The sequence below is a fragment of the Clostridium sp. AM33-3 genome (assembly GCF_003480315.1).
Lineage (GTDB): Bacteria > Bacillota > Clostridia > Lachnospirales > Lachnospiraceae > Brotaphodocola.
The window spans coordinates 117,761-137,917 of the sequence record NZ_QUIV01000001.1 but is presented as its reverse complement, the minus strand read 5'-3'; the positions used below and the strand labels follow the sequence as shown (position 1 = coordinate 137,917).

Here is a 20,157-nt window from a genome sequence, read left to right as displayed (position 1 = left end):
TGCCTTCTCCTTTGATTATTTTCCTGTTTCCTCCAGAATCTGCTCCAGAGTATGGACCAGGATCTGGTTTTCCTTCTGTCCGCTTACGCAGATCCGGTAATATCCACAGGCAAGTCCCGTAAAATTGCTGCAGTCCCGCAGCAGGATCCCCCGCTTTAAACATGCCTCATACAAGTGGAGAGGCCTTGGTTCTTGCCCGTAAAAAAACAAAATAAAATTGATATCGGAATCGTAAACCAGAAATCCCATTCTGCGAAGCTCCCGGGTAAGATATACCCTTCCTGCTTTTAAAAGCTCCCTTGCTTCGTTTAAATAGACGCTTTCCCGCAGTGCCGCGCATCCTGCCTCCTGGGCCGGCACGGAAATGCTCCAGGGCTGGCGTCCTGCAGAAAGCCTGCGCAAAAGCCCGCGGTCCGCACAGATCCCGTAGCCCAGTCTCAGCCCCGCCATTGCATAGGTTTTGGTAAACGCTCTCAGAATAAACAGCCCCGGAAAATGCTCTGCTTCCGGTACAACACTGTATGCTTCCGGGTGATCCAGAAGGTCACAGAAGCATTCATCCAGGATCAGCCTGGTTGCGGTCTCCTCACAGCGCTTTGCGATCTGCAGGATCTGTTCCCTGGGAACGGCATGCCCGGTCGGATTATTGGGATTGCAGAAAAAGATAAGGTCCGTATCCGGCGTGATCTGCTCACAAAGCTGCTGCACATCCGGAAGAAAACCGTTTTCCGGGTAAAGACGGCTGTAGCGGATCTCACAGCCTGACCGGGCAAGTGCCTGCTCGTACTCTGCAAATCCCGGTGAAAGCAAAAGTGCCTGCCTTGGCTTTATGGTCTGCACCAGCCCGTAAATGAGATCGGCCGCACCGTTGGAGCAGAGGATCCTGTCTGCCGCAATCTGATGATAATCGGCAAGTGCTCTCGTAAGCGCTTCACACTGCGGATCCGGATAGCGTCCCCAGTCCTCCACAGTTTCTTTCAGCCTCCGTTTCACCCCCTCCGGCATGCCAAGGGGATTCAAATTGATGGAGAAATCATACCGGACCGGATTTCGGTAAATATCTCCGCCGTGCCGGACCGCCTTGTCCGGCTGACAGGTGGTTATCTGCTGTTTTTTCATAGTCCCATACCTCCCGGTGCGAACATACAACAGATCAGCGCCACTGCCGCCGCACAGACTACCAGAGTCAGAACCGAGGCCACATACATCAGGCGGTTGGCTCTCGGGATATCCTCCGGTTCTATCGGGCGAAGGGCATCGCCGATGGCAGGCTTATGATACAGCTCGCCAAAATACCAGGCATCCCCCGCCAGCTGTACGCCCAGTGCCCCGGCGCAGGCCGATTCACTCTGGGCCGAATTCGGGCTCTTATGGTTTCTGCGGTCCCGCCGCCAGATTTTAAATGCGTTTTTGCCGCTCATTCCGGGGATCAGGCAGGCCGCCGCCGCAAAGGCCAGGCCGGTAAGCCTCGCCGGAATATAATTGACCAGGTCATCCAGCTTCGCCGCCGCGCGGCCGAAATACAGGTACTTCTCGTTTTTATACCCAACCATGGAATCCATGGTGTTGACTGCCTTATAAAAGAAGCCCCCAACCGGACCGAAAAAGAGCAGAAATAACAGAGGGGCAATGACACCGTCCGACGCATTTTCCGCCACAGTCTCCACCGCCGCCCTGGTGACGCCCTCTGCCGTCAGTCTCTCTGTATCACGCCCAACGATCATGGATACCGCATAGCGGGCGCCGTTTAAATCCTTCTCCTTCAGTCGCCGGTATACCTTCATGCTCTCCGTTTTCAACGAGCGGGCCGCAAGGATCCAGCCATCCAGCACACACATGAGGACAAAACGGAGATAAGGATGGATGAAGCCTGCTGCCAGCAGAAGCACTGCCGTAATCATCACCGTCATACAGGGAATGGTCACGGCCAGCGCCGCCCCGGCCAGAAGCAGATTCTGCGGGGTATCTTCCGTATTCTTTCGAAGCTTCTTTTCCATACGGGAAATCAGGCTGCCGATCCCGCAGACCGGGTGCCAGAGTCCCTGCGGATCTCCCACGATAAAGTCGATCAGAAAGCCAATACAGGCTGCTGCCGCATATTCCATCCAAAGCTGTGTTAATCTCATGCTGCTTTACATTCCTTTTTTCTTTTATTTGATCCGGACTGCAATGCCGCACTGCATCCGGTAAACCTCTGCTGCCGCTGCCGCTAACATCTGTCCGGCATGGCCCACGGCCTCGCGGTAGTCCCGCTCTGACTTCTCCAGCGGGACTATGCCGCAGCCCACCTCATCCAGCGTGATCACCGCGGGCGGGTCTGTGAGAAGCTGTCGAGTAAACGCTTCCGGATCTTCCCCGGCTTCCAGTACCGCGCGGATGCGGTCCTGAAAATCGGCAAGGATCCTTCCGTCTTTGCAGATCTGTGCTGCATATGCTTTCTTTCCCTGAAAGCTTCCTCCGATAATCAGAATCATGCTATGTAAACTCCTTACTGTAGTTTCCTTTTTCGCGGCAGGCCCTGTACATCTCACCGAATTCATGTCGGAGCACTGCCAACGTCATGCCTGCCTACAGGCGGCCGCACACGGCCAGTGCCGCAACCATCACCAGCTCCGCGGTCTGTAAAAAGTATCCGGCCAGATCACCGGTGGTTCCGCCAAATTCATGCATGGCCATGTGATGATACCAGAGAAACACTGCCGCTGCTGCCACTGTCAGGACCACTGCCGTGACGGTACCGGATACCAGAAATACAAACGCAATTCCCACCAGAAGCCAGACTGCCAGCACTGCTTTGACTGCCGGTGCTCCGTTTCCGGTTCCTTTGGCAAACGTAGCTGCCAGTCCATCCTTTCTTGCCTTTGGGAAACAGAGAACCGAAAGACCGCTCAGGGCCCGTGTCATCACATAGATTCCGCCAATGGCCGGAAAGGCCTCCAGACGCAGCTCTGAAAAGGCTGCCGTGTACAGCAGCAGATAGACACCGCACCCGGCAATGGCAAAGGCTCCGGCGTGAGGGTCCTTTAAGATTTCCAGCTTTCGTTCCCGGCTCTGGAAGGAGCTTCTGGCATCCGTCACATCCAGAAATCCATCCATGTGAATGCCTCCGGTGATGAGCAGCGGGACAGCCGTTCCCAGAAGGGAAAAAGCCAGAATACCAAGCCCGGCCTGCACGGACAGCCAGCAAAAGGCGCAGACACACGCGCCGATCACCACACCGATCAGCGGGAAAAAGCAGAAGGCGTACTTCATACCGCACTCACTCCACTCCACAAAGGGCATAGGGATGCGGGAATACATGGAAAACGCGATCACAAAGCTTTCCAGAATTGAAGGCAGGGTTTTCTCATTGCTGCTCATTCGCATCTTCTCCTTTCCGGCGGATGGGAATTCCATACACAACTTCTGTTACGGCATCCGCCTCCTCTGCCATCCGGATATTAAGGTTTCCGAGAAGTCTTATGTAGCGGACGGTCTCTGCGTCATAACGGCATCCGTCTGAAAAAATCTCGTTCGTCACGATGATCAGATCTTCGGTCTGTTCCTTTAAATTCTGAATGCCCTGTTGGATCCGGTCCAGGATTTCCGCATCTGTTCCGCCAAGCTCAAACTGCTCATTGGCTAACAGGTTGGACATGCACTCCAGCATCAGGCTTCCCTTTTCCGGCAGGCGTAAAGCATCCAGTGTGTGGAAGGCTTCGATGGTCTGAAAACCCTTTCCCTCCCGCATGGCACGGTGCTTTTTCACCCGTGCCGCTCCTTCTGCGCCCCAGGGACGCATGGTGGCGATATAATATTTTTCTGCGCTCTTTGCAGGTACAAGCAGATTTTCCGCGTAGGCGGATTTTCCGCTGGCGGAAGCGCCGGTCACAAGATGCATCATGTTGTTTCCTCTCCCTCAGGACCGGATAAAAAGCTCAGGATCAGATCCGGTCCGGATAAATAATAAAGATGCGGAAAGCCCGCTAGCAGACTGTCCGTCCGGTACATACAATCCCAGCCGCGGTCCGACTGCGGTTTTTCTGCCCGAAACGCTGATCCCGGTGCGGTGCTCTCCCAGTAGTGGAATTCATGCCCTTTGATCCGTACTGCGCCATTCTGCGTCAGAGAAATATATCCGAAACGGCCAAGTTTTTCTGTGCGGAATCCGTCTGCGTGGATCAGTCCGGCCATAGGCCAGCAGTTTCCCATTTCATCCTCCAGGTGCTCCTGAAGATACAGAAATCCGCCGCATTCCGCCAGAATTTTGATGCCCTCTGCATGAGCGTTTCGGATGGACACAAGCATCGGCTCATTGGCAGACAGCTCCTTTGCGTAGAGCTCCGGGTATCCGCCGCCCAGTAAGATGGCATGAACCTGCTCCGGCAATGCCACATCGTGGAGCGGAGAAAACGGAACCACTTCCCAGCCGTGCTGTCTTAAAAAGTCCAGATTTTCCTGATAGTAGAAGCAGAAGGCCTCGTCCATAGCTACCGCCATGCGGCGGGTAGGAGGTTCACTCTCCGAGTCTATGGGGCGGATCTCATCCTGTTTTGTTTCTTCCTGGTTCAAATCTGTCTGGTTGGATTGCTCAGTTTTTCCGGCTTCCGGCAGTTTCTCTCCGGAGTATCCCGCCAGCTCCAGAATCCCATCGACATCCAGATACTCCTCCAGCTGTTTCGCAAAGGCATTCAGATGCCCGCGCAGTTCACTCTGCTCCTGCGGCATCGTGAGTCCCAGATGGCGGCTCTTGATGTCCATGATCTCACAGACCGGCACCGCGCCAAGATAACGCACGCCCAGCTTTTCAATCTCCGGACGCAGGCGTTCGCCTACCATTTTGTTCGTTTTATTTAAGATCACACCGCAAATATGGCTGTCCTTCCGATAGTCCAGAAATCCTTTGATTTGCGCCGCCAGAGAAAGGCTGCTGCCTTTTCCATTCACCACAAGAATGGCCGGAGTATCGGTTATTGTTGCCACCTCATAGGTGCTGGCAGAAGTGGAATTGCCGCCAATCCCGTCATAATAGCCCATCACGCCTTCCAGAACGGAAAGCTCCGCGTCTGCCGCCCGTTTTCGAAACAGCGCCTGCAGCTCCTCTTGCGAAAGAAAGAAGCTGTCCAGGTTGCAGCTGTCGATACCCAGAACGTATTTGTGAAACATCGGGTCGATGTAGTCCGGGCCGCATTTGAAAGAACGGCAGCGGATGCCGCGGTTCTGAAACAGGGTCAGAAGGCCGGTGATAAGAAGAGTCTTGCCGCTGCCGCTTCCCGGAGCTGCCAACAGGATACGGGGAAAATCTGCATCTTGCTGCGCGCGTCCGTTCTGTCCGGGCGCTACCGGCACGTTCTGTGATTGCTGTGTCTGTTGCCCCTGTGCCGCAAGGATATAGATCGGATTCTGCGCCTGCATCATGTGGTACGGGCCGCGCTTTGCCGCCCGGGATACCTGCATGCAGACCACCTCCGGCTCCCATCCCTTTTTCTGAAACCATGCCATGGCCTGATTCAGGCTCTCCAGGGCGATCACATTGACCACGAGCTGAACTGCCGGGTTTAATTCCGTCACCAGATCCAGGATTTCCTCCATATTGCCGCTGCTTCCGCCAAGGAACACCCGGTCCGGGGCCGGGTATCCAGCCAGTGACTCCGGTGCTTTCCCCGGAACCACGGTAAGATTGGTTAAGCCCGCCTTTTCCGCGTTTGCCCGGATCAACGCACAGCCCTCTTCCTTCTGTTCAAAGGCATACACATGGCCCTTCGGCACCTTAAGTGCCGCCTCCACGGAAACAGATCCCGTGCCTGCCCCAATATCATACACAATGCTGTTCGTCTGCAGTTCCAGCCTGGAAACGGAAACTGCCCGTACTTCACTTTTTGTCATGGGGATTTCTCCCCGGATAAACCATTCATCTCTCATCTTTTTCCCGCTCCAGAAATACAGCCGTCAGACTGTTCGTCTCAATATCTGTCAGTTCTTCTGCTGTTCCGTAAATTTTACGTTCGTCCTCATATCCCATACGGATACCCGCGTAAATTCTGGTATTTCCCATGTCAGCATCCTTCAGGATCCGGCAGATCTGTCTCAAATTCATACTGCTGTCCAACAGCAGAAATACTTTTTCATGCTCCTTGAGGAGCGCCGCCGCATCGCAGTCCCGCCCATGGGCACTGGCGAGACAGGCATCGTCCCAGGATATCCCAAAGCGTGCCGCAAGGGCCGATACAGAAGAAATGCCCGGAAAAACCGTTACCTCATAAGGACTGGATTCCACTTCACCAAAACGTGCTTTCAGTTCCCGCATCATGCTGCCGCTTCCGCTGTAAAACCCGGTATCCCCGGAGCAGACCACCACGGCATGCTGACAGGCTCTATTTTTTTCCAGCCAGTCCAGAATCTTTTCCGGCTGGTAATAGGTTTCCTGATGTTTTTCGCGGATCAACGGTGCCAGGTCTGCGAGCATCCGGGACGCACCGAACACAATATCACTACGCTCCAGCACTTCCAGGGCTTCCAGGGTAAGCTGCTTTGCGCCGCCCATGCCCATGCCGATCATACTGAGAAAACGTCTGCCCGTGCCATCTGCTTCGCTGTTTTCCGGCGGCCTGGCCGTCCGGTATGCATCCATCTGTCTCTTTGCCTCTTCCAGCGAGATTCCTTCCTCGTGGACCGGCCGCCGGATCACGACCACGGATACGCCGCACTGCCTTGCAGCCTCTATTTTCTCCGCAAAGCCGCCGCGCTTTCCGGCTTCCTTTGTGACAAGCCACCCTGCCTGCACGGTACGCAGCAGCGCATAATTCAGTTCCACCGAAAACGGTCCCTGCATGGCAATGATGTGGGCGCCGTGAAGGCCAAGATCCTCACATTTTTTAAGGACCTGACTGTCCGGAAGGACCCGTGCAAAGATGCGTTCCCGCAAAACCGGATCCCCGGCAAACGCTTCCAGTTCCTTGCTTCCGGTGGTAAGGAGAACCGGGCGGCCATCCTGTTTCAGACACGCAGCTGCCTCACTTACAGAATCCACCACAAATACAGGCGCCAAATCCTGTCTGTCTTCCTGCATCCCTGAGTTCTGTCCTGCAGCTTTCTCAGTCTCTGATCCCCTTAAAATCCGCTGATAAGAAATTGCAAGCTCCCGGCACAGCGCTGCCACCTGCTCCGTCACCACTCTGGCATAGGGATGGGTGGCATCCAGCACAAGCTTCGGGGCTGCTTCCAGCAAAAACTGCCGCATGGCAGCTTCATCCAGCGCTCCGGTATGTACCTGAACCAGATCACTTTCTCTCAGCAGACTTTCCCCGTAGCCGGATACCACACTGACCAGAACCGGAATATGACGCGCCTCAGCATACTCTGCCAGCTCACGTCCCTCGGATGTCCCTCCAAATATCACAACAGATGCATGTCTCTGCATGGTCATTTCCCTCCTGTTTTTTCTGCCACAGCTACCGTCACGCCGTTGTGCACCTGTTTTTTCACGATCAGGCGTCCGCCTGTTCCCGCACAGCAAAGAGCCGACCGCTCACAGACATTTCCGACTCCGGTCACCTGACGCACAAACCCGGACTCCGAAAAGTCTCCCTGCACAGCCGCCAGTTCTTCACTGCTGTATGTAGAAAAAGGAATGCCAAGACCAGTTGCTGTTTCCAAAAGTCCGGCCTCGTCCTTCTTTAAATCAATGCTCGCTACCCCGGACACTCCGTGTATGTCCAGATGATGCTCTTCGAGAGTTTCCCGCACTGCTGTTTCTATGACATCTCCTGGCGTACCCCTGCGGCAGCCAATACCAAGTACCAGCTTCTTAGGAATCAGACGCAGAAATATGCCCGGCGCCTCCTGCCTGCGGCAGGTTACCCAGACATTCAGCCGGTGCACTACGTCTGCCTCATACCCGGTTCCCTCCGGCTGCGAAATCGGATAATCGCTGAAATATCCGACCGTTTCTCCATCCAGAAGCGCCGCCGCAATCTCCTTTGCCAGCTTCCGGTCTGTCAGCACAAGGCCGTGATCCACTGCCCAGACATCGATCGCAGTGCGCCCCCGCACGTCGGAGGACGTTGTCACAACCGGTACTGCATCCAGGATTTTCGCGATCCATTCCGTCAGACGGTTTGCGCCGCCCACATGACCGGAAAGAAGGGAAATGGCAAACTGTCCGGCCTCATCCACCACAACCACAGCCGGATCCGTAAGCTTATCTTTCAAGTATGGAGCAATCAGCCGCACCGCGATCCCGGCGGCGCCGATAAAGATCAGTCCGTCACATGCGGCAAACTGCTGCCCGGTCCACTCTGAAAGTGTCCCGGATACGGGCTGTAACATCGAACCTGCATTGCCTGTTTTTCTTCCGCTATAGCCTGGGCAGTCTGCTCCCGCCGCACTCAGCGCCTTTGACAGCTTTTCGCAGATACCTTCGCCTGTCCTGGTAAAGCTGATCACTGCAAGTTTCATAAAGAGTCCTTTCCCCGGCCGGATGTCTCCAACCAGGCATCAAATGCTTTCTGCCAGTTTTCTGTCGCTCCGAGCAGCTGATGTGCAATGGAAAAGGTAACTGCTTCCACTGCGATCTGCCCTCCGCTCCAGATTTCCATCCAGTGCTTAACACAGAGAGCAGTCCGGTCAAGAAGCGGCTTTGCAAGATCCTGTTCTTTTAACAGCGCCAGCGCGTCATCTGTGGTATTGCAGACACGGATCTGTTCCTGCAGCTTGGGATGCCCCAGTTCTTTTGTCAGCACCGCCATCTGTTCCATGCGGCCGTCTCCATACCTGGAATGGGTATTTTCCACACCGGCAGACACCTTGATCAGCTTACCGATGTGTCCCACAAACAGCAGCTTCCGAAAGCCCTCCATCTCTGCCATCAGCACCGCTTCCTTCACAAAGTTGCTGCAAAGAACGGCGCTTCCCATCGGAACGCCCAGCTCCTTCTTTAAAAATTCTTCGCCATAGTTTCCGGGCGCCATCAAAAGCACCTTTGCCCCGTTCACTGCTTTCATGTGAATTTCCAGACGAATGGTCTCCAGCAGTGCCTCCTCACTCATAGGCTTTACAATTCCGGTAGTGCCAAGAACCGAGATACCGCCCTGAATTCCCAGCTTGGGATTGAAGGTCTGGAGTGCCAGCTGCTCCCCTTCCGGGATCCAGATGGTAACGATCAGATATTCCTCAAAAGCAGCTGTTTGCACAACATCCGCCACCGCCCCCAGGATCATGCTGCTCGGTACCGGGTTGATGGCATAATGTCCCACCGGACAGCTAAGCCCCGGCTTTGTCACCATGCCGATACCCCGGCCGCCGTTTAAATAGAGCTGTGGGTATTCTTTCAGATAATATCCGGCACCCGCATGGCACAGGGATTCAAACTCATTCCGGTCCACCTGACGCACGCTGGCATAAATGTTTGTTCCGTTCGTCACATCTGGATCATCCCCGGAATCCTTCTGCACAAAATAGCAGAACGCCGGAGACTCCGTTTCCTGCTCCGGCTCATACCGCGTTACCGGGATCCGGCAGACAGTTCCGCCCGGAAGGGTAAGTTCCGAATAGTCCAAATCCGCTTTTCCACATAACAAAAAAGCGGCCGCCGCCTTCGCCGCAGCCGCCGCACAGGTCCCGGTTGTATATCCATTCCTTAGTCTTTTCTCTGCCACTTGTTTTCTCCGTTTCAGCATACGCTTTTTTGTACACTGTAATCGGTTTTTATTATACTTGCTTTTGCGTGGTTTGACAAGCATCAGACCTGGGCGTTTCTCTCAGTTTCCTTTTGCATCTGCTTCTTTCTTTTTGTGATGAGGCCGCCGATCCTGCCGCTTTCCTTGGAGGTCAGGCAGCGCCAGCCATCCTTCAGGACCCGGTCTCCCAGGCCAAGCTCCTCCGCAATCTCAAATTTCAGCTGTTCCTCCGGGGTCATATGTTCCGGATCAAAGGGCTTCTTCTCTTTTTTCTTAGACATAACGGGCACACTCCTTTTCTCTGGAAGTGTGCCCGTTTCGCTGCGCTTTATTCATAAATTGTAAAAACCTATTCTTCATCCGGGTTCAGCGGCATAATGACCGCTGCAATAATATAGGCAATCAAGCCTGTTCCGGAGCAGGCGATCAATACCCATATCAGACGCACAACGGTCGGATCCACACCAAAATATTCTCCAAGACCGCCGCAAACGCCGCATATTACTCTGTTTGTACTGGAACGATACAGTTTTTTATTCATATCCATCTTTCATTCCTCCAGGCATATTCACACCTAATACTCTATATAATCATCCAGATGCTCCTCAATCTCATCTGCATGATGGTAATACTCTCTCAAATAGCTATTCGCATTCCTGGCTCCGCCCTTCATAAGACCGGCTGTAATGATTCCCGTGCCGAAAAGGCAGAACAGGATGCCCACCACTAAAAACCACTTAACGCAATTTTTCATAAGCTTTCTTTCCTCCCCGAAGCAGTCCCTTCAGAATGTTTACAATCGTCCGAATGCACCATGGCACAAATTTTCCGTATGTAAGAATCGATAACGCAATTCCGATCAGCACACAGCCAAACGTGAATACTGCAAATCCAACAACGGTAATACCGCCCCATAAGTCGGAGACCAGGATAGCTGCACCCATTACCGTCAGAATCACAGTGCCAAAGCAGGCCGCTATGGTCAGGAAGCCGATTCCAAGCACTGCTATGGCGATAAGAGCAAGCAGCGTGGAGATCGCGGCAATGGCTCCGCTTCCCATGCCGAGGATAACCGGAAATAAAACTAAGACCAGAAGCAGCGGAAGAAGAATTCTCCGGCGTGTTCCTTCTTTTTTTCGTGACCGTCCATGTTCATACTCTGTCCGTTCCCGTCCCGCTGTCTGTGCATGACCGTCATCATTTCTTTGTCTGTTTTCCTCCAGCACCTCCGGAAGATCTTTCCGTTTTACCACCTGGTACCCAGGCTCCCGGAAACGCTCATCCTCAAACCCATTCTCGCTAAAAATGCCGCCGTCTTCCAGATCCACTTGTAAATTGCTCCGGATGATGGAGGCGATCCGTTCCGGGCTTCCGAATTCCCGCAGTACTTCCTGCTCCCGCTCCGTTCCGGCCTCATCGAGATAATCACGGTAAAAGGCTATTCCGTCTTCCCGGTCTTCTTGCGAAAGATCCTGCAGCAGATATTCCAGCTTTTCCATAAACTCCGCTCTACTCATGTCTTATGACCTCCTCAAGTATTCTGGATATCTTCTGTGCGTAAGTATTCCATTCTCCACGGTAAAGATTCAGCTGAAGCCTTCCGCTCTCCGTGATCCGGTAGTACCGCCGGTTTCTTCCGTCGATTGCCAGATCATAGCTTTCGAGACATCCGTCCTTTAAAAGACGCCGCAGCACCGGATAAAGGGTAGACTCTGAAATGTCCAGCACCTCACGCACCTCCTGGGTGATGCGGTAGCCGTAGGTTCCATTCTGATCCCTGGAGACAACGGACAGCACAATGGCATCCAGAAGTGCCGCGCCCGTATTAAAAACCATATGATCCCGCCTTTCCTTATAGTGTAATATTGTAAAATTCCATATATTATACAATGTATAATACTGCTGATGGATATACTATATAGCATATAATATTATTTGTCAAGTGGCTTTTTTTACAAAGGAAAGCAGGTACGCTCTGGTTTTGCCCGGCCGCACCTGCTTTCTTTTTGTTCGTCCTTGTCTGGAGAAGGCATCAGCCCTCCAAAAAAGTCAGAATGTCTTCCGGAGTTTTGCGCTTCGGCTTTTCCGGGTCAATGTCACGGTAGCCGACAGCGATCACAGCTACTACCTGCTCTGTCTCTGGAATCTGAAGCATCTCATGGATCTTCTCTGCGTCACGGATTCCCATGATCAAGGTGTCCAGACCAAGCTCTTTTGCCTTTAAGATCAGGTTCTCATTCTGCAGGCCAAGGTCGTAATAGCCCCAGCCGTTTCCGCATTCATTATCCGGCGCTCCGGTCTCTCGGTTATAACCTGCCCGGTTTTTGACAAATGTAGTCACAAGATAAGAAGCACCTTTGGAACTGTCCCGGTTAAACTGCGGCAGGCAGCTTTCAGAAAATTCCTCACACTTTGCTTCCTCTAAAATGGCGTAATAACGTGCAGTCTGGCTGTTTTTCCAGGATGGTGCCTGAATCGCAGCCTGTACCATAGCGGTGATCTGCTCCTTCGTTGCACGTCTGCTGCTGTTATATTTACGGATGCTTCTGCGCTCTTCGATCAGTTTTTCAAATTCCATTGTCATATCCTCCTGCTCATTTTTTTACCATCATAAGTAACTGTTCAGTACCTTCACAGTCACGAGCAAAAATCCATGAAAAATTGCCTGCGGCAATGGGATTTTTGCCTACCCGCCTATGTTTTCTTACGGTCAGCGCAGTAAATGCGCAGACCTACTGAACAGTTACCATCATACCACATTTAGAGCAGTTCTTGTAGAAAAAACGTTTTTTTCGATCAATGCAGAATCCGAAAATGTCCAATAAGCGGAAGTTCTTTTGCTTTTCCTGTAACAGCATTTGCCACTCCCATGCAAAACAGCACCAGAATCAGCAGATATCCTACTCCGGACAGTGAAAGCAGGAAGCGAAACTGCCACCAGTACCGGTCAAATACCAGATTCAGCATTGCAGATATAAACTGCCATCCCATCGACACAAGCAGTAACATAAGCCCCTGATTTGCATGAAATCTGGCGTACTTTGAATCCTTCGCGCACAGGATTGGCAGCAGCACCAGGAGCGAGAAATACGAAAGCACAGCCATGAGCTTATTTTGTTCTACATCGCTCTCCTGAAATTCTCTGCTCAGATCACGCATCTGACCTGCCTGATCCCAGGAAAACGTACCGGAACTGCCGCCTCCTGATTGCGAAACGGAAGTACCCGCGCTCCCTGCTCTCCAACCGGTGTGCCGCACCTGGGGCAGAACCTCGCCCCCTCATTCAGTTTTTTTCCGCACTTTGCGCAAAATACCATACTCCTTCTCCTTTCTGTGGATTTCTCTATGGCAATCGTTATAGACTCTGCGCTGCGGAAATTCTGTTACATTACAGCGTTTCCGCACTTTGCGCAAAAGTCTTTATGCCCGTATAACAGATAAAACTGGGAAAATACATAGAATGTATGTAAGAGAATGAAAAGACACTGTCTGAAAAACAGACTGTACATAGATTGAAACCAAGTATAACATGAGAACTTGTTTATCACAATCAAAACAAGAAAGCTCTCATCGCAAAAAACTACAAAATTCTCCTTCCGATCCCGATACAGCAGAAATATTCCGTAAAAGACACACGTAACATTTCTGCTGTGCCAGTGTTATTATATTTATTTTTTCTCTGCCGTAAATACAATGTCCTTCAGTTTACGTTTCGGCACATAATGAACATCCTGTTCATCACGGTAATAATTCGTACTTTCTTCTGGCTCCACATCTTCCAGGACAATTTTTTCTTCCGGTTCGCCAATTGCCACCACCAGCACCGGCACGTAAGATTTATCCAGGTTCAGGATTTCCCTGATATTCTGCGCATGAAAGCTTCCGATCATGCAGCCGCCAAGCCCCTTCTCCGCGGCTGCCAAAAGCATAGTCTGTGCTACAATTCCGACATCCTTTTGGAACCGTGTCATAGAATCATTAATCTTTGTATCCTGCAGAATCACAATAAAAGCAGGTGGTTCCATGCCGGGATGCGGCAGCTTCATATGTGTAATTGCGCCGGCCCAACGGGTCTGTTCCTGAATCCTTGCCACTTCATCCGGTTCCCATGCGAGATAATAACAAAGAGGCTGAATATTGGCCGAAGAAGGACAAAGTCTTGCAATGTCCACCAGTTCCATAAGTTCCTCTTTTGTTACTTTACGACTTTTGTTGTATCCGCGATAACTACGATTTTTAAGCACCAAATCTGTTAACATGATATAGCTCCTTTCCAATTCTGTCTCCTGTCACATCCATTTGCAGTGATTCCGAAGCACCATTTTCTCCATAGTAGCACGATTGTTTTCACATTTCCAGCACTTGAAAAAAGATGCTGGACACACATGTGTGCCCAGTAACAAAAAAGCACCATGACACGGAACTTTTCATTCCACGTCATAGTGCTTTAAAATTTTATTTAATTCAGATTACTCAGCGTCTGCCTCGTTCTGCTCAGCCGGAGCCTGCAGAGCTTTCATGCTTAAGCTGATCTTTCTGTCTTCGCCGTTGAAATCAACAACCTTAGCCTCGATCTCCTGACCGATGGTCAGAGCATCTGCCGGTTTGTCAACGTGATCTCTGGAGATCTGAGATACGTGAAGCAGAGCGTCTACGCCCGGCTCTAACTCAACGAATGCGCCAAAGTCAGTCATACGAGCAACACGACCGGTTACTACGTTGCCTACAGCGTACTTCTCAGCTGCGTCAGCCCACGGATTCTGCTCCGGGAACTTTAAGCTCAGAGCGATCTTCTCGCCGTTGATATCTTTGATGAGAGCCTTTACATGATCACCGGTCTTGAATACCTTCTTCGGATTCTCAACACGGCCCCAGGACATCTCGGAAATATGAAGCAGGCCGTCAGCACCGCCCAGGTCTACGAATGCACCGAAATCGGTAACGTTCTTAACAGTACCCTCTACGGTGTCACCTGCATGGATGCGCTCGAAGAGCTCTTTCTGAAGCTCAGCCTTCTTAGCAACCATAAGCTGCTTTCTGTCGCCGATGACTCTTCTTCTCTTCGGGTTGAACTCAGTGATAACAAAATCGATATCCTGACCTGCGTATTTGGTTAAATCTTTCTCATAAGTGTCAGATACCAGGCTTGCCGGGATGAAGACTCTAGCCTCATCAACAACAACGCTTAAGCCGCCGTCCAGTACCTGTGCAACCTTTGCGGTAAGAACCTCGTGGTTTTCGAAAGCCTCTTCCAGTCTCTTGTTGCCCTTGTCTGCAGCCAGTCTCTTGTAAGACAGTGCAACCTGGCCCTCGCCATCGTTTACCTTAACAACTTTTGCTTCCATCTCGTCGCCAACCTGAACCTGGGTTCTGAGATCTACGTTTGCTTCGTTGGTGTACTCACTTCTCGGGATGATACCATCAGACTTGTATCCGATGTTCAGGACGATCTCGTCCTCTTTCACATCAATGACTTTACCAGTGACGATCTCTCCCGTACGTATTGTCTTTAATGATTCCTCCAACATTTGTTCAAAACTTAATTCTGACATTAGTATGAACCTCCTCAATAATTTGATTCGGGGTGGATGCCCCCGCTGTAATACCTACGCTGCGCACAGAATTCACACATTCAGGGTTGAAATCGCCGAGTGACTGGATAAAGTAAGTATTCTTACATTCCTTTTGGCATATCTCGTAGAGTTTCTGTGTGTTGGAACTATGCCTGCCGCCTATGACAATCATAGCATCCACTTCAGAAGCAATACGTCTAGCTTCCACTTGTCTTTCCTGTGTTGCATTGCAAATCGTATTTAAAACAAGTATATCATAACCCTTTTTCTCGAATTTTTCAACTAAATCTTGAAATTTCTTGTAATTAAATGTCGTTTGTGATACGACACACAGCTTTTCTCCGATCCCCACCGGAAGATTCTCGATCTGCTCCGGCTTTTCCACCACCAGAGTGGTGTCATTGCCCCATCCGCGGATGCCCTGCACCTCTGGATGCTCCGGGCTTCCGATGATGATGACACGGCGTCCCTCTGCCGTCTGCTGCTCCACGATCCGGTGGATCTTTTTCACAAACGGACAGGTTGCGTCCACCACCGTGATATGATGTGCCTCAAGCAGCTCATAAATATGCTTCCCGACACCATGGGAGCGGATGATGACAATTCCGTCCTTCAGGGCGGCAAGCTCTTCCTCGGTGTTCAGCACCCGCACGCCCTTCTCCTCGAGATCCTTTACTACAAACTCGTTGTGAATAATGGGACCGTAGGTGTAGACCGGCTTTTTTGCCTTTTCGATCTGCTCATAGACCTGCTCTACCGCACGCTTCACACCGAAGCAGAACCCGGCTGTCTTCGCAACGATAACCTCCATCAGGCTTCCTCCTTCAGGCCGCGGGCTTTTGCGGTATCGATGATGGCCTGCACCACCTGCTCCAGGGTCATCTCGGAGCTGTCCAGAAGCACTGCATCCTCCGCCTGCTTCAGCGGCGCAGTCTCCCTGGTCATGTCGCGGTGGTCTCTCTCAATGATATCTTGCTCAATTTCTTCCAGATTACACATGGTACCTTTTTCTGTTAATTCTTTGTAACGGCGCATGGCACGGACCCGGCTGCTGGCCGTTAAGTAGATCTTGGCCTCTGCGTCCGGAAGAATGCAGGTGCCGATATCACGGCCGTCCATGATCACGTTGCGGCTGGCCGCAAGGCTTCTCTGCAGTTCTAACAGATGGGCGCGCACGGCCGGATACACACTGACAGCCGAAGCGGTATTGCCCACCTCCTCCGTGCGGATCAGGCCAGATACATCCTCACCGTTTAAGATGACCTGCTGTGCTCCGTCCCGGTAGCAGATGGTGATGTCCGCGTTCTTTACAGCCTCACTGACTGCCGCCTCATCGGCAGTATCCACGCCGCTGCGCAGCAGATACAGCGCGATGGCACGGTACATGGCACCGGTATCCACATAGATAAAATCAAGTTTCTTTGCCACCAGCTTTGCGATGGTGCTCTTTCCGGCACCGGCCGGGCCGTCGATCGCGATATTAAATGCATGTTTTTCCATAGCTTTTTCGTCTCCTTGTTTCTATCGTTTCATCCCTTACTGTGGAATGGAAATTCCTGCCAGGTATCCGGTAGACCAGGCAATCTGCAGATTAAACCCGCCGGTCACCGCGTCCAGATCCAACACCTCGCCCGCAAAATAAAGTCCTGCCGTCTTTCTTGACTCCATGGTGGACGGATTTACCTCCCGAACGGACACGCCTCCCTGGGTGATGATGGCCTCCTTATAATCCCGCAGTCCCACCAGAGTGATACAGAAATCCTTCACAGCACGCACCAGCTGATGGCGCTCCTCCCTGGTGATCTCGTTCACCTTTTTCTCCGCAGGAATGCCGCTTCTCTCAAGGATGACCGGAACCAGCTTGGCCGGAAGCAGATGGTTTAAGGAATTCTTGTACTGCTTATTCTTAGCCTCCTCAAAATCCCGCAGGATCCTGGCATCCAGCTGTTCCTCGGACAGCGCCGGCTTTAGGTCAATGGAAAGAGTAAGCGGTCCCTTTTTCAGCGTGGAGGCAACATAGCTGCTGGCAGAAAGAAGTACCGGTCCGCTGACTCCGAAATGGGTGAAGAGCATCTCGCCAAACTCCTCATACAATACCTTCTTTCCGTTCCGGATCTGTACGCTGATGTTGCGCAGGGACAGGCCCTGCAGATCCTTACAGACTGCTTCCTTTGCCTCAAAGGGCACCAGGGCCGGGGAAAGCTCGGTAATGGTATGTCCCAGCTCCGTCGCGAAACGGTATCCGTCGCCGGTAGAGCCCGTAGACGGATAGGACAGGCCGCCGGTGGTCACGATCACGGCATCGGCCGGGACCACCTTCTGTCCGCGTTTTAAGCGCACGCCGGATACATGCCCGTCCTCTGCAAGGACCCCGGACACCTCCTCATGAAGCTCCACCTCCACGCCCAGTTCCCGAAGCGCCACCGTCAGCGCGTGAATGACATCGGAGGACTTATCCGAAACCGGGAACACGCGGCCTCCGCGCTCCGTTTTTAACGGGCAGCCATGCTTCTCGATCAGGTCCATGACATCGGTATTGGTAAAGGTGTAAAAGCTGCTGTATAAAAACTTGGCATTGTGGACCACATTCCGGAACAGCTCCTCCGTATCGCAGGCGTTGGTCACGTTGCAGCGGCCCTTTCCTGTGATGTAGATTTTCTTACCAAGCTTTTCATTTTTTTCATAGATGCAGACCTTATGGCCCGCACCGGCTGCGGCGATCGCCGCCATCATGCCTGCGGCACCGCCGCCGATGATGATCACATGACTCATACTGATTATTCCTCCGTCTGCAGTCCCAGAGCGATTCTCACGGCACTGCGGTATGTATTCAGTTCTTCAAACTGATAAAAATAGCGTACGCATTCCTGATAGCTTCCGGGGCTGTCCACAGGCATCTCTGCCAGAACGTACATGGCAAACGCATCCGCAAGCTCCGGCAGGGTTTCCTGCTTCCGGGTGATGCTACTTCCGGGTGCTGCATCCACAATCTCCCGTGTTCCGGCTTCCAGGCCTTTTACCAGGGCCTCGTATCCGTCTGCGTAACGCTCCGGCTCTGCTGCGGCAAGAAGCAGTCCATAGGTCCGCTCCAGCGTTATCAGCGCTTCGGTGCGATCCTTCATGCCGCCGTCTTCCCGAACGAAATCCGCCGGGTCAATGTGTACTTCCCAGATGTCAGAAGTCTCCGCGTCTTTCACCACCGAAGCCGTGCGGCCGCCTTCGCCATCTGACTCGAACACCAGCTGTGCGGCCTGGCAGGCTTCCTCCTGCGGGCAGAACATGGTACTGCACAGATCCTTCAGGGACTTTAATTCCGGCGAAAGGGCCTGTTCTCCCTCCGGCTGCGTTCCGTCCGAGTTAAAACGCGCGATCGTTTTCAGCTGCGGCGTATAAGCGCAGATCTCGATCTCAAAGCTGTCTTTTCCGGGGATCAGCTCCAGCTGCATTCCCCTCTGCTCATCCAGCCAGACGCAGTCCAGGCCATACGGGCCAAGATTCTTTTTGTGCGGCTCTCCGTACAGCAAGGAAAGCTGCTCCTGCATTTCCTTCGCAGTCAGCCGGTTCCCGCCGGGTATCAGGCTGACCAGATCAAGCTGCTCATCCGTAAAATAGCAGCAGGTCTTAAACGGCTGATCCATGTCAAACCAGTACATGGAAAACTGATATCTCTCAATGGGACGGTTCTTCGCATCCCGGGTTACCACAGCCAGCTTTCCCGGAATACCAAACAAGGCCTGAAGCCGGTCTGGCGATACCCCGAACAGAATTCTCTGTCCCGGATCCTGGGAATAGACAAAATCATTCCAGTTATTCTCAAAATGTGCCTTTGCGCGCATGGACGGGCTATCCAGACTCATGATCCCGGATACCGACTGACACAGCGTATCCACGATCTGCGACAGACACTCCGCATCCACCGTGTCTACGGTATCGAGCGGTGTCCCAAAATCAAAGCTGTCGAAGCGCTGTCCCACCTGGACAGCCGGAATCCCGTAAGAGGCAAAGATACCATTCTCCTGCCCCGCCTGAGCCGCAAACTCCCACTCACGTCCGGTGACTCCGCCTGAAGCCTCCCGGATCAGCTCTCCCAGCATGGTCCCTCTGCCATCCTGGGTAGCCAGGACCGTGTCCTGGGTGTCAACCGCGCCACACGGGCCAATGGTGATCACGCCAATGAGCCGTTCCCGCTCCCGCTTGCTCAGGCTTCTGGCATACATCCGCGCTCCAAGCGCATCCCTCTCATGAGCCGACAGACTGACGAAACGGAGCTCCGTATCCGTCGGAAGACCGGAAAGGAGACGGGCTGTCTCCAGAAAAACCGAAACACCGGATGCATTCTTTCCGGCACCCGGACTGTCCGGAAGCGAGTCATGCCAGGTACAGACCAGCAGAATATCCGCATCCGGATCCTCCGCCTGGCGCACCGCCGTCACATTGGTGCCGATGACCTCATCATGCTCCGTCTTCTGGCGGAAGCGCTGACGGCTTACCGCATAACCGTAGTCCTTTAAAAGCTTCTGGATATAGCGGGCGGCACTGTCCTCCTCCCGGCTTCCGGCCGGGCGCGCAGAAGCGGAAAGGATGCCCAGCGATTCCTGCAGATAAAAGGAATTTACCTCCTCCACCACCGGGATCTCATCCGGAACCTCCTGCATGGTTCCGCCCTGCCGCTGCGGCAGCACTCTGGTAGACGGACCGGCGCAGCCGGACAACAGCGCAGCAGTCAAAAGCAGCAGGCCCTGTTTCGGGACCTGGCATCTTGTTCTGTTCATGAAACTCCCCTCTTTGTTCTTATCTTTCCTGATTCCCGTAAAACACCGGTCCGCAGGTCAAAACTTAACATCCAGTATAGCACATTTTCTCCCACAACGAAAGAGGGAACCGCGCGCCGGCAAATGTCCTGCGTGAGATTCCCTCATGTTTCGGAG

General features: G+C 52.7%; 23 protein-coding genes. All 23 read right to left on the bottom strand.

All coding sequences use genetic code 11. The annotated features are described in order from the left end of the window. Positions 1–15 precede the first annotated feature (15 nt). A complete protein-coding gene (gene cobD, locus DW819_RS00715) occupies positions 16–1,119 on the bottom strand; it encodes a threonine-phosphate decarboxylase CobD (RefSeq protein WP_118731621.1) in 1,104 nt (367 codons plus the stop codon). Continuing rightward, the gene (cbiB, locus tag DW819_RS00710) at positions 1,116–2,126 is read right to left on the bottom strand and encodes an adenosylcobinamide-phosphate synthase CbiB (RefSeq protein ID WP_243025462.1); all 1,011 of its coding nucleotides are present in this window, start codon (positions 2,124–2,126) and stop codon (positions 1,116–1,118) included. Before cbiB ends, cobD begins: the two co-directional genes overlap by 4 nt. Positions 2,127–2,150: 24 nt before the next feature. After that, complete coding sequence (locus DW819_RS00705; protein WP_177303565.1) at positions 2,151–2,474, bottom strand: bifunctional adenosylcobinamide kinase/adenosylcobinamide-phosphate guanylyltransferase; 324 nt, start codon at positions 2,472–2,474, stop codon at positions 2,151–2,153. 94 nt (positions 2,475–2,568) lie between these two features. Next, a complete protein-coding gene (locus DW819_RS00700) occupies positions 2,569–3,360 on the bottom strand; it encodes an adenosylcobinamide-GDP ribazoletransferase (protein ID WP_118731619.1) in 792 nt (263 codons plus the stop codon). Continuing rightward, entirely contained in the window at positions 3,347–3,883 is a 537-nt protein-coding gene (locus DW819_RS00695) for a bifunctional adenosylcobinamide kinase/adenosylcobinamide-phosphate guanylyltransferase (protein WP_118731618.1), read from the bottom strand. Before DW819_RS00695 ends, DW819_RS00700 begins: the two co-directional genes overlap by 14 nt. Next, positions 3,880–5,901 (bottom strand): cobyrinate a,c-diamide synthase, encoded by a 2,022-nt coding sequence (locus DW819_RS00690; RefSeq protein WP_243025460.1) that lies wholly within the window; start codon positions 5,899–5,901, stop codon positions 3,880–3,882. The genes DW819_RS00695 and DW819_RS00690 overlap by 4 nt, the downstream gene beginning before the upstream one ends. Further along, on the bottom strand, positions 5,891–7,399 hold the full coding sequence (gene cobK, locus DW819_RS00685; protein ID WP_182432525.1) for a precorrin-6A reductase: 1,509 nt from the start codon (positions 7,397–7,399) through the stop codon (positions 5,891–5,893). The genes DW819_RS00690 and cobK overlap by 11 nt, the downstream gene beginning before the upstream one ends. 2 nt (positions 7,400–7,401) lie before the next feature. Continuing rightward, positions 7,402–8,436, bottom strand: coding sequence for a cobalt-precorrin 5A hydrolase (locus DW819_RS00680; RefSeq protein WP_118731616.1), 1,035 nt, complete (start codon positions 8,434–8,436; stop codon positions 7,402–7,404). Then, entirely contained in the window at positions 8,433–9,635 is a 1,203-nt protein-coding gene (cbiD, locus tag DW819_RS00675; protein ID WP_118731712.1) for a cobalt-precorrin-5B (C(1))-methyltransferase CbiD, read from the bottom strand. Before cbiD ends, DW819_RS00680 begins: the two co-directional genes overlap by 4 nt. An 83-nt stretch (positions 9,636–9,718) precedes the next feature. Then, positions 9,719–9,937, bottom strand: coding sequence for a small, acid-soluble spore protein, alpha/beta type (locus DW819_RS00670; RefSeq protein ID WP_118731615.1), 219 nt, complete (start codon positions 9,935–9,937; stop codon positions 9,719–9,721). Between the two features lie 68 nt (positions 9,938–10,005). After that, positions 10,006–10,197, bottom strand: coding sequence for a PspC domain-containing protein (locus tag DW819_RS00665; RefSeq protein WP_118731711.1), 192 nt, complete (start codon positions 10,195–10,197; stop codon positions 10,006–10,008). Between the two features lie 33 nt (positions 10,198–10,230). Beyond that, positions 10,231–10,410 (bottom strand): hypothetical protein, encoded by a 180-nt coding sequence (locus DW819_RS00660; protein WP_118731614.1) that lies wholly within the window; start codon positions 10,408–10,410, stop codon positions 10,231–10,233. After that, positions 10,394–11,173, bottom strand: coding sequence for a hypothetical protein (locus DW819_RS00655; protein WP_118731613.1), 780 nt, complete (start codon positions 11,171–11,173; stop codon positions 10,394–10,396). The genes DW819_RS00660 and DW819_RS00655 overlap by 17 nt, the downstream gene beginning before the upstream one ends. Beyond that, positions 11,166–11,492, bottom strand: coding sequence for a PadR family transcriptional regulator (locus tag DW819_RS00650; RefSeq protein ID WP_118731612.1), 327 nt, complete (start codon positions 11,490–11,492; stop codon positions 11,166–11,168). The genes DW819_RS00655 and DW819_RS00650 overlap by 8 nt, the downstream gene beginning before the upstream one ends. A 196-nt stretch (positions 11,493–11,688) precedes the next feature. Then, on the bottom strand, positions 11,689–12,234 hold the full coding sequence (locus DW819_RS00645) for a nitroreductase family protein (protein ID WP_118731611.1): 546 nt from the start codon (positions 12,232–12,234) through the stop codon (positions 11,689–11,691). Positions 12,235–12,452: 218 nt separating this feature from the next. Then, complete coding sequence (locus tag DW819_RS00640; RefSeq protein WP_147353151.1) at positions 12,453–12,815, bottom strand: hypothetical protein; 363 nt, start codon at positions 12,813–12,815, stop codon at positions 12,453–12,455. After that, positions 12,803–12,973, bottom strand: a complete 171-nt coding sequence (locus DW819_RS00635; RefSeq protein WP_118731609.1) for a zinc-ribbon domain-containing protein — start codon at positions 12,971–12,973, stop codon at positions 12,803–12,805. Before DW819_RS00635 ends, DW819_RS00640 begins: the two co-directional genes overlap by 13 nt. Before the next feature lie 351 nt (positions 12,974–13,324). Further along, positions 13,325–13,915, bottom strand: a complete 591-nt coding sequence (locus DW819_RS00630; RefSeq protein ID WP_118731608.1) for a nitroreductase family protein — start codon at positions 13,913–13,915, stop codon at positions 13,325–13,327. Between the two features lie 210 nt (positions 13,916–14,125). Then, complete coding sequence (gene rpsA / locus DW819_RS00625) at positions 14,126–15,208, bottom strand: 30S ribosomal protein S1 (protein WP_118731607.1); 1,083 nt, start codon at positions 15,206–15,208, stop codon at positions 14,126–14,128. After that, positions 15,189–16,040, bottom strand: coding sequence for a 4-hydroxy-3-methylbut-2-enyl diphosphate reductase (gene ispH, locus DW819_RS00620; RefSeq protein WP_118731606.1), 852 nt, complete (start codon positions 16,038–16,040; stop codon positions 15,189–15,191). The genes rpsA and ispH overlap by 20 nt, the downstream gene beginning before the upstream one ends. Then, positions 16,040–16,729 carry a (d)CMP kinase gene (gene cmk / locus DW819_RS00615; protein WP_118731605.1) on the bottom strand — a complete coding sequence of 230 codons (690 nt, stop codon included), beginning with the start codon at positions 16,727–16,729 and terminating at the stop codon, positions 16,040–16,042. Before cmk ends, ispH begins: the two co-directional genes overlap by 1 nt. Before the next feature lie 36 nt (positions 16,730–16,765). Then, positions 16,766–18,001 carry an NAD(P)/FAD-dependent oxidoreductase gene (locus DW819_RS00610; RefSeq protein WP_243025458.1) on the bottom strand — a complete coding sequence of 412 codons (1,236 nt, stop codon included), beginning with the start codon at positions 17,999–18,001 and terminating at the stop codon, positions 16,766–16,768. A 5-nt stretch (positions 18,002–18,006) separates the two neighbouring features. Beyond that, a complete protein-coding gene (locus DW819_RS00605; protein WP_118731603.1) occupies positions 18,007–20,001 on the bottom strand; it encodes a M28 family peptidase in 1,995 nt (664 codons plus the stop codon). Between the last annotated feature and the right edge of the window lie 156 nt (positions 20,002–20,157).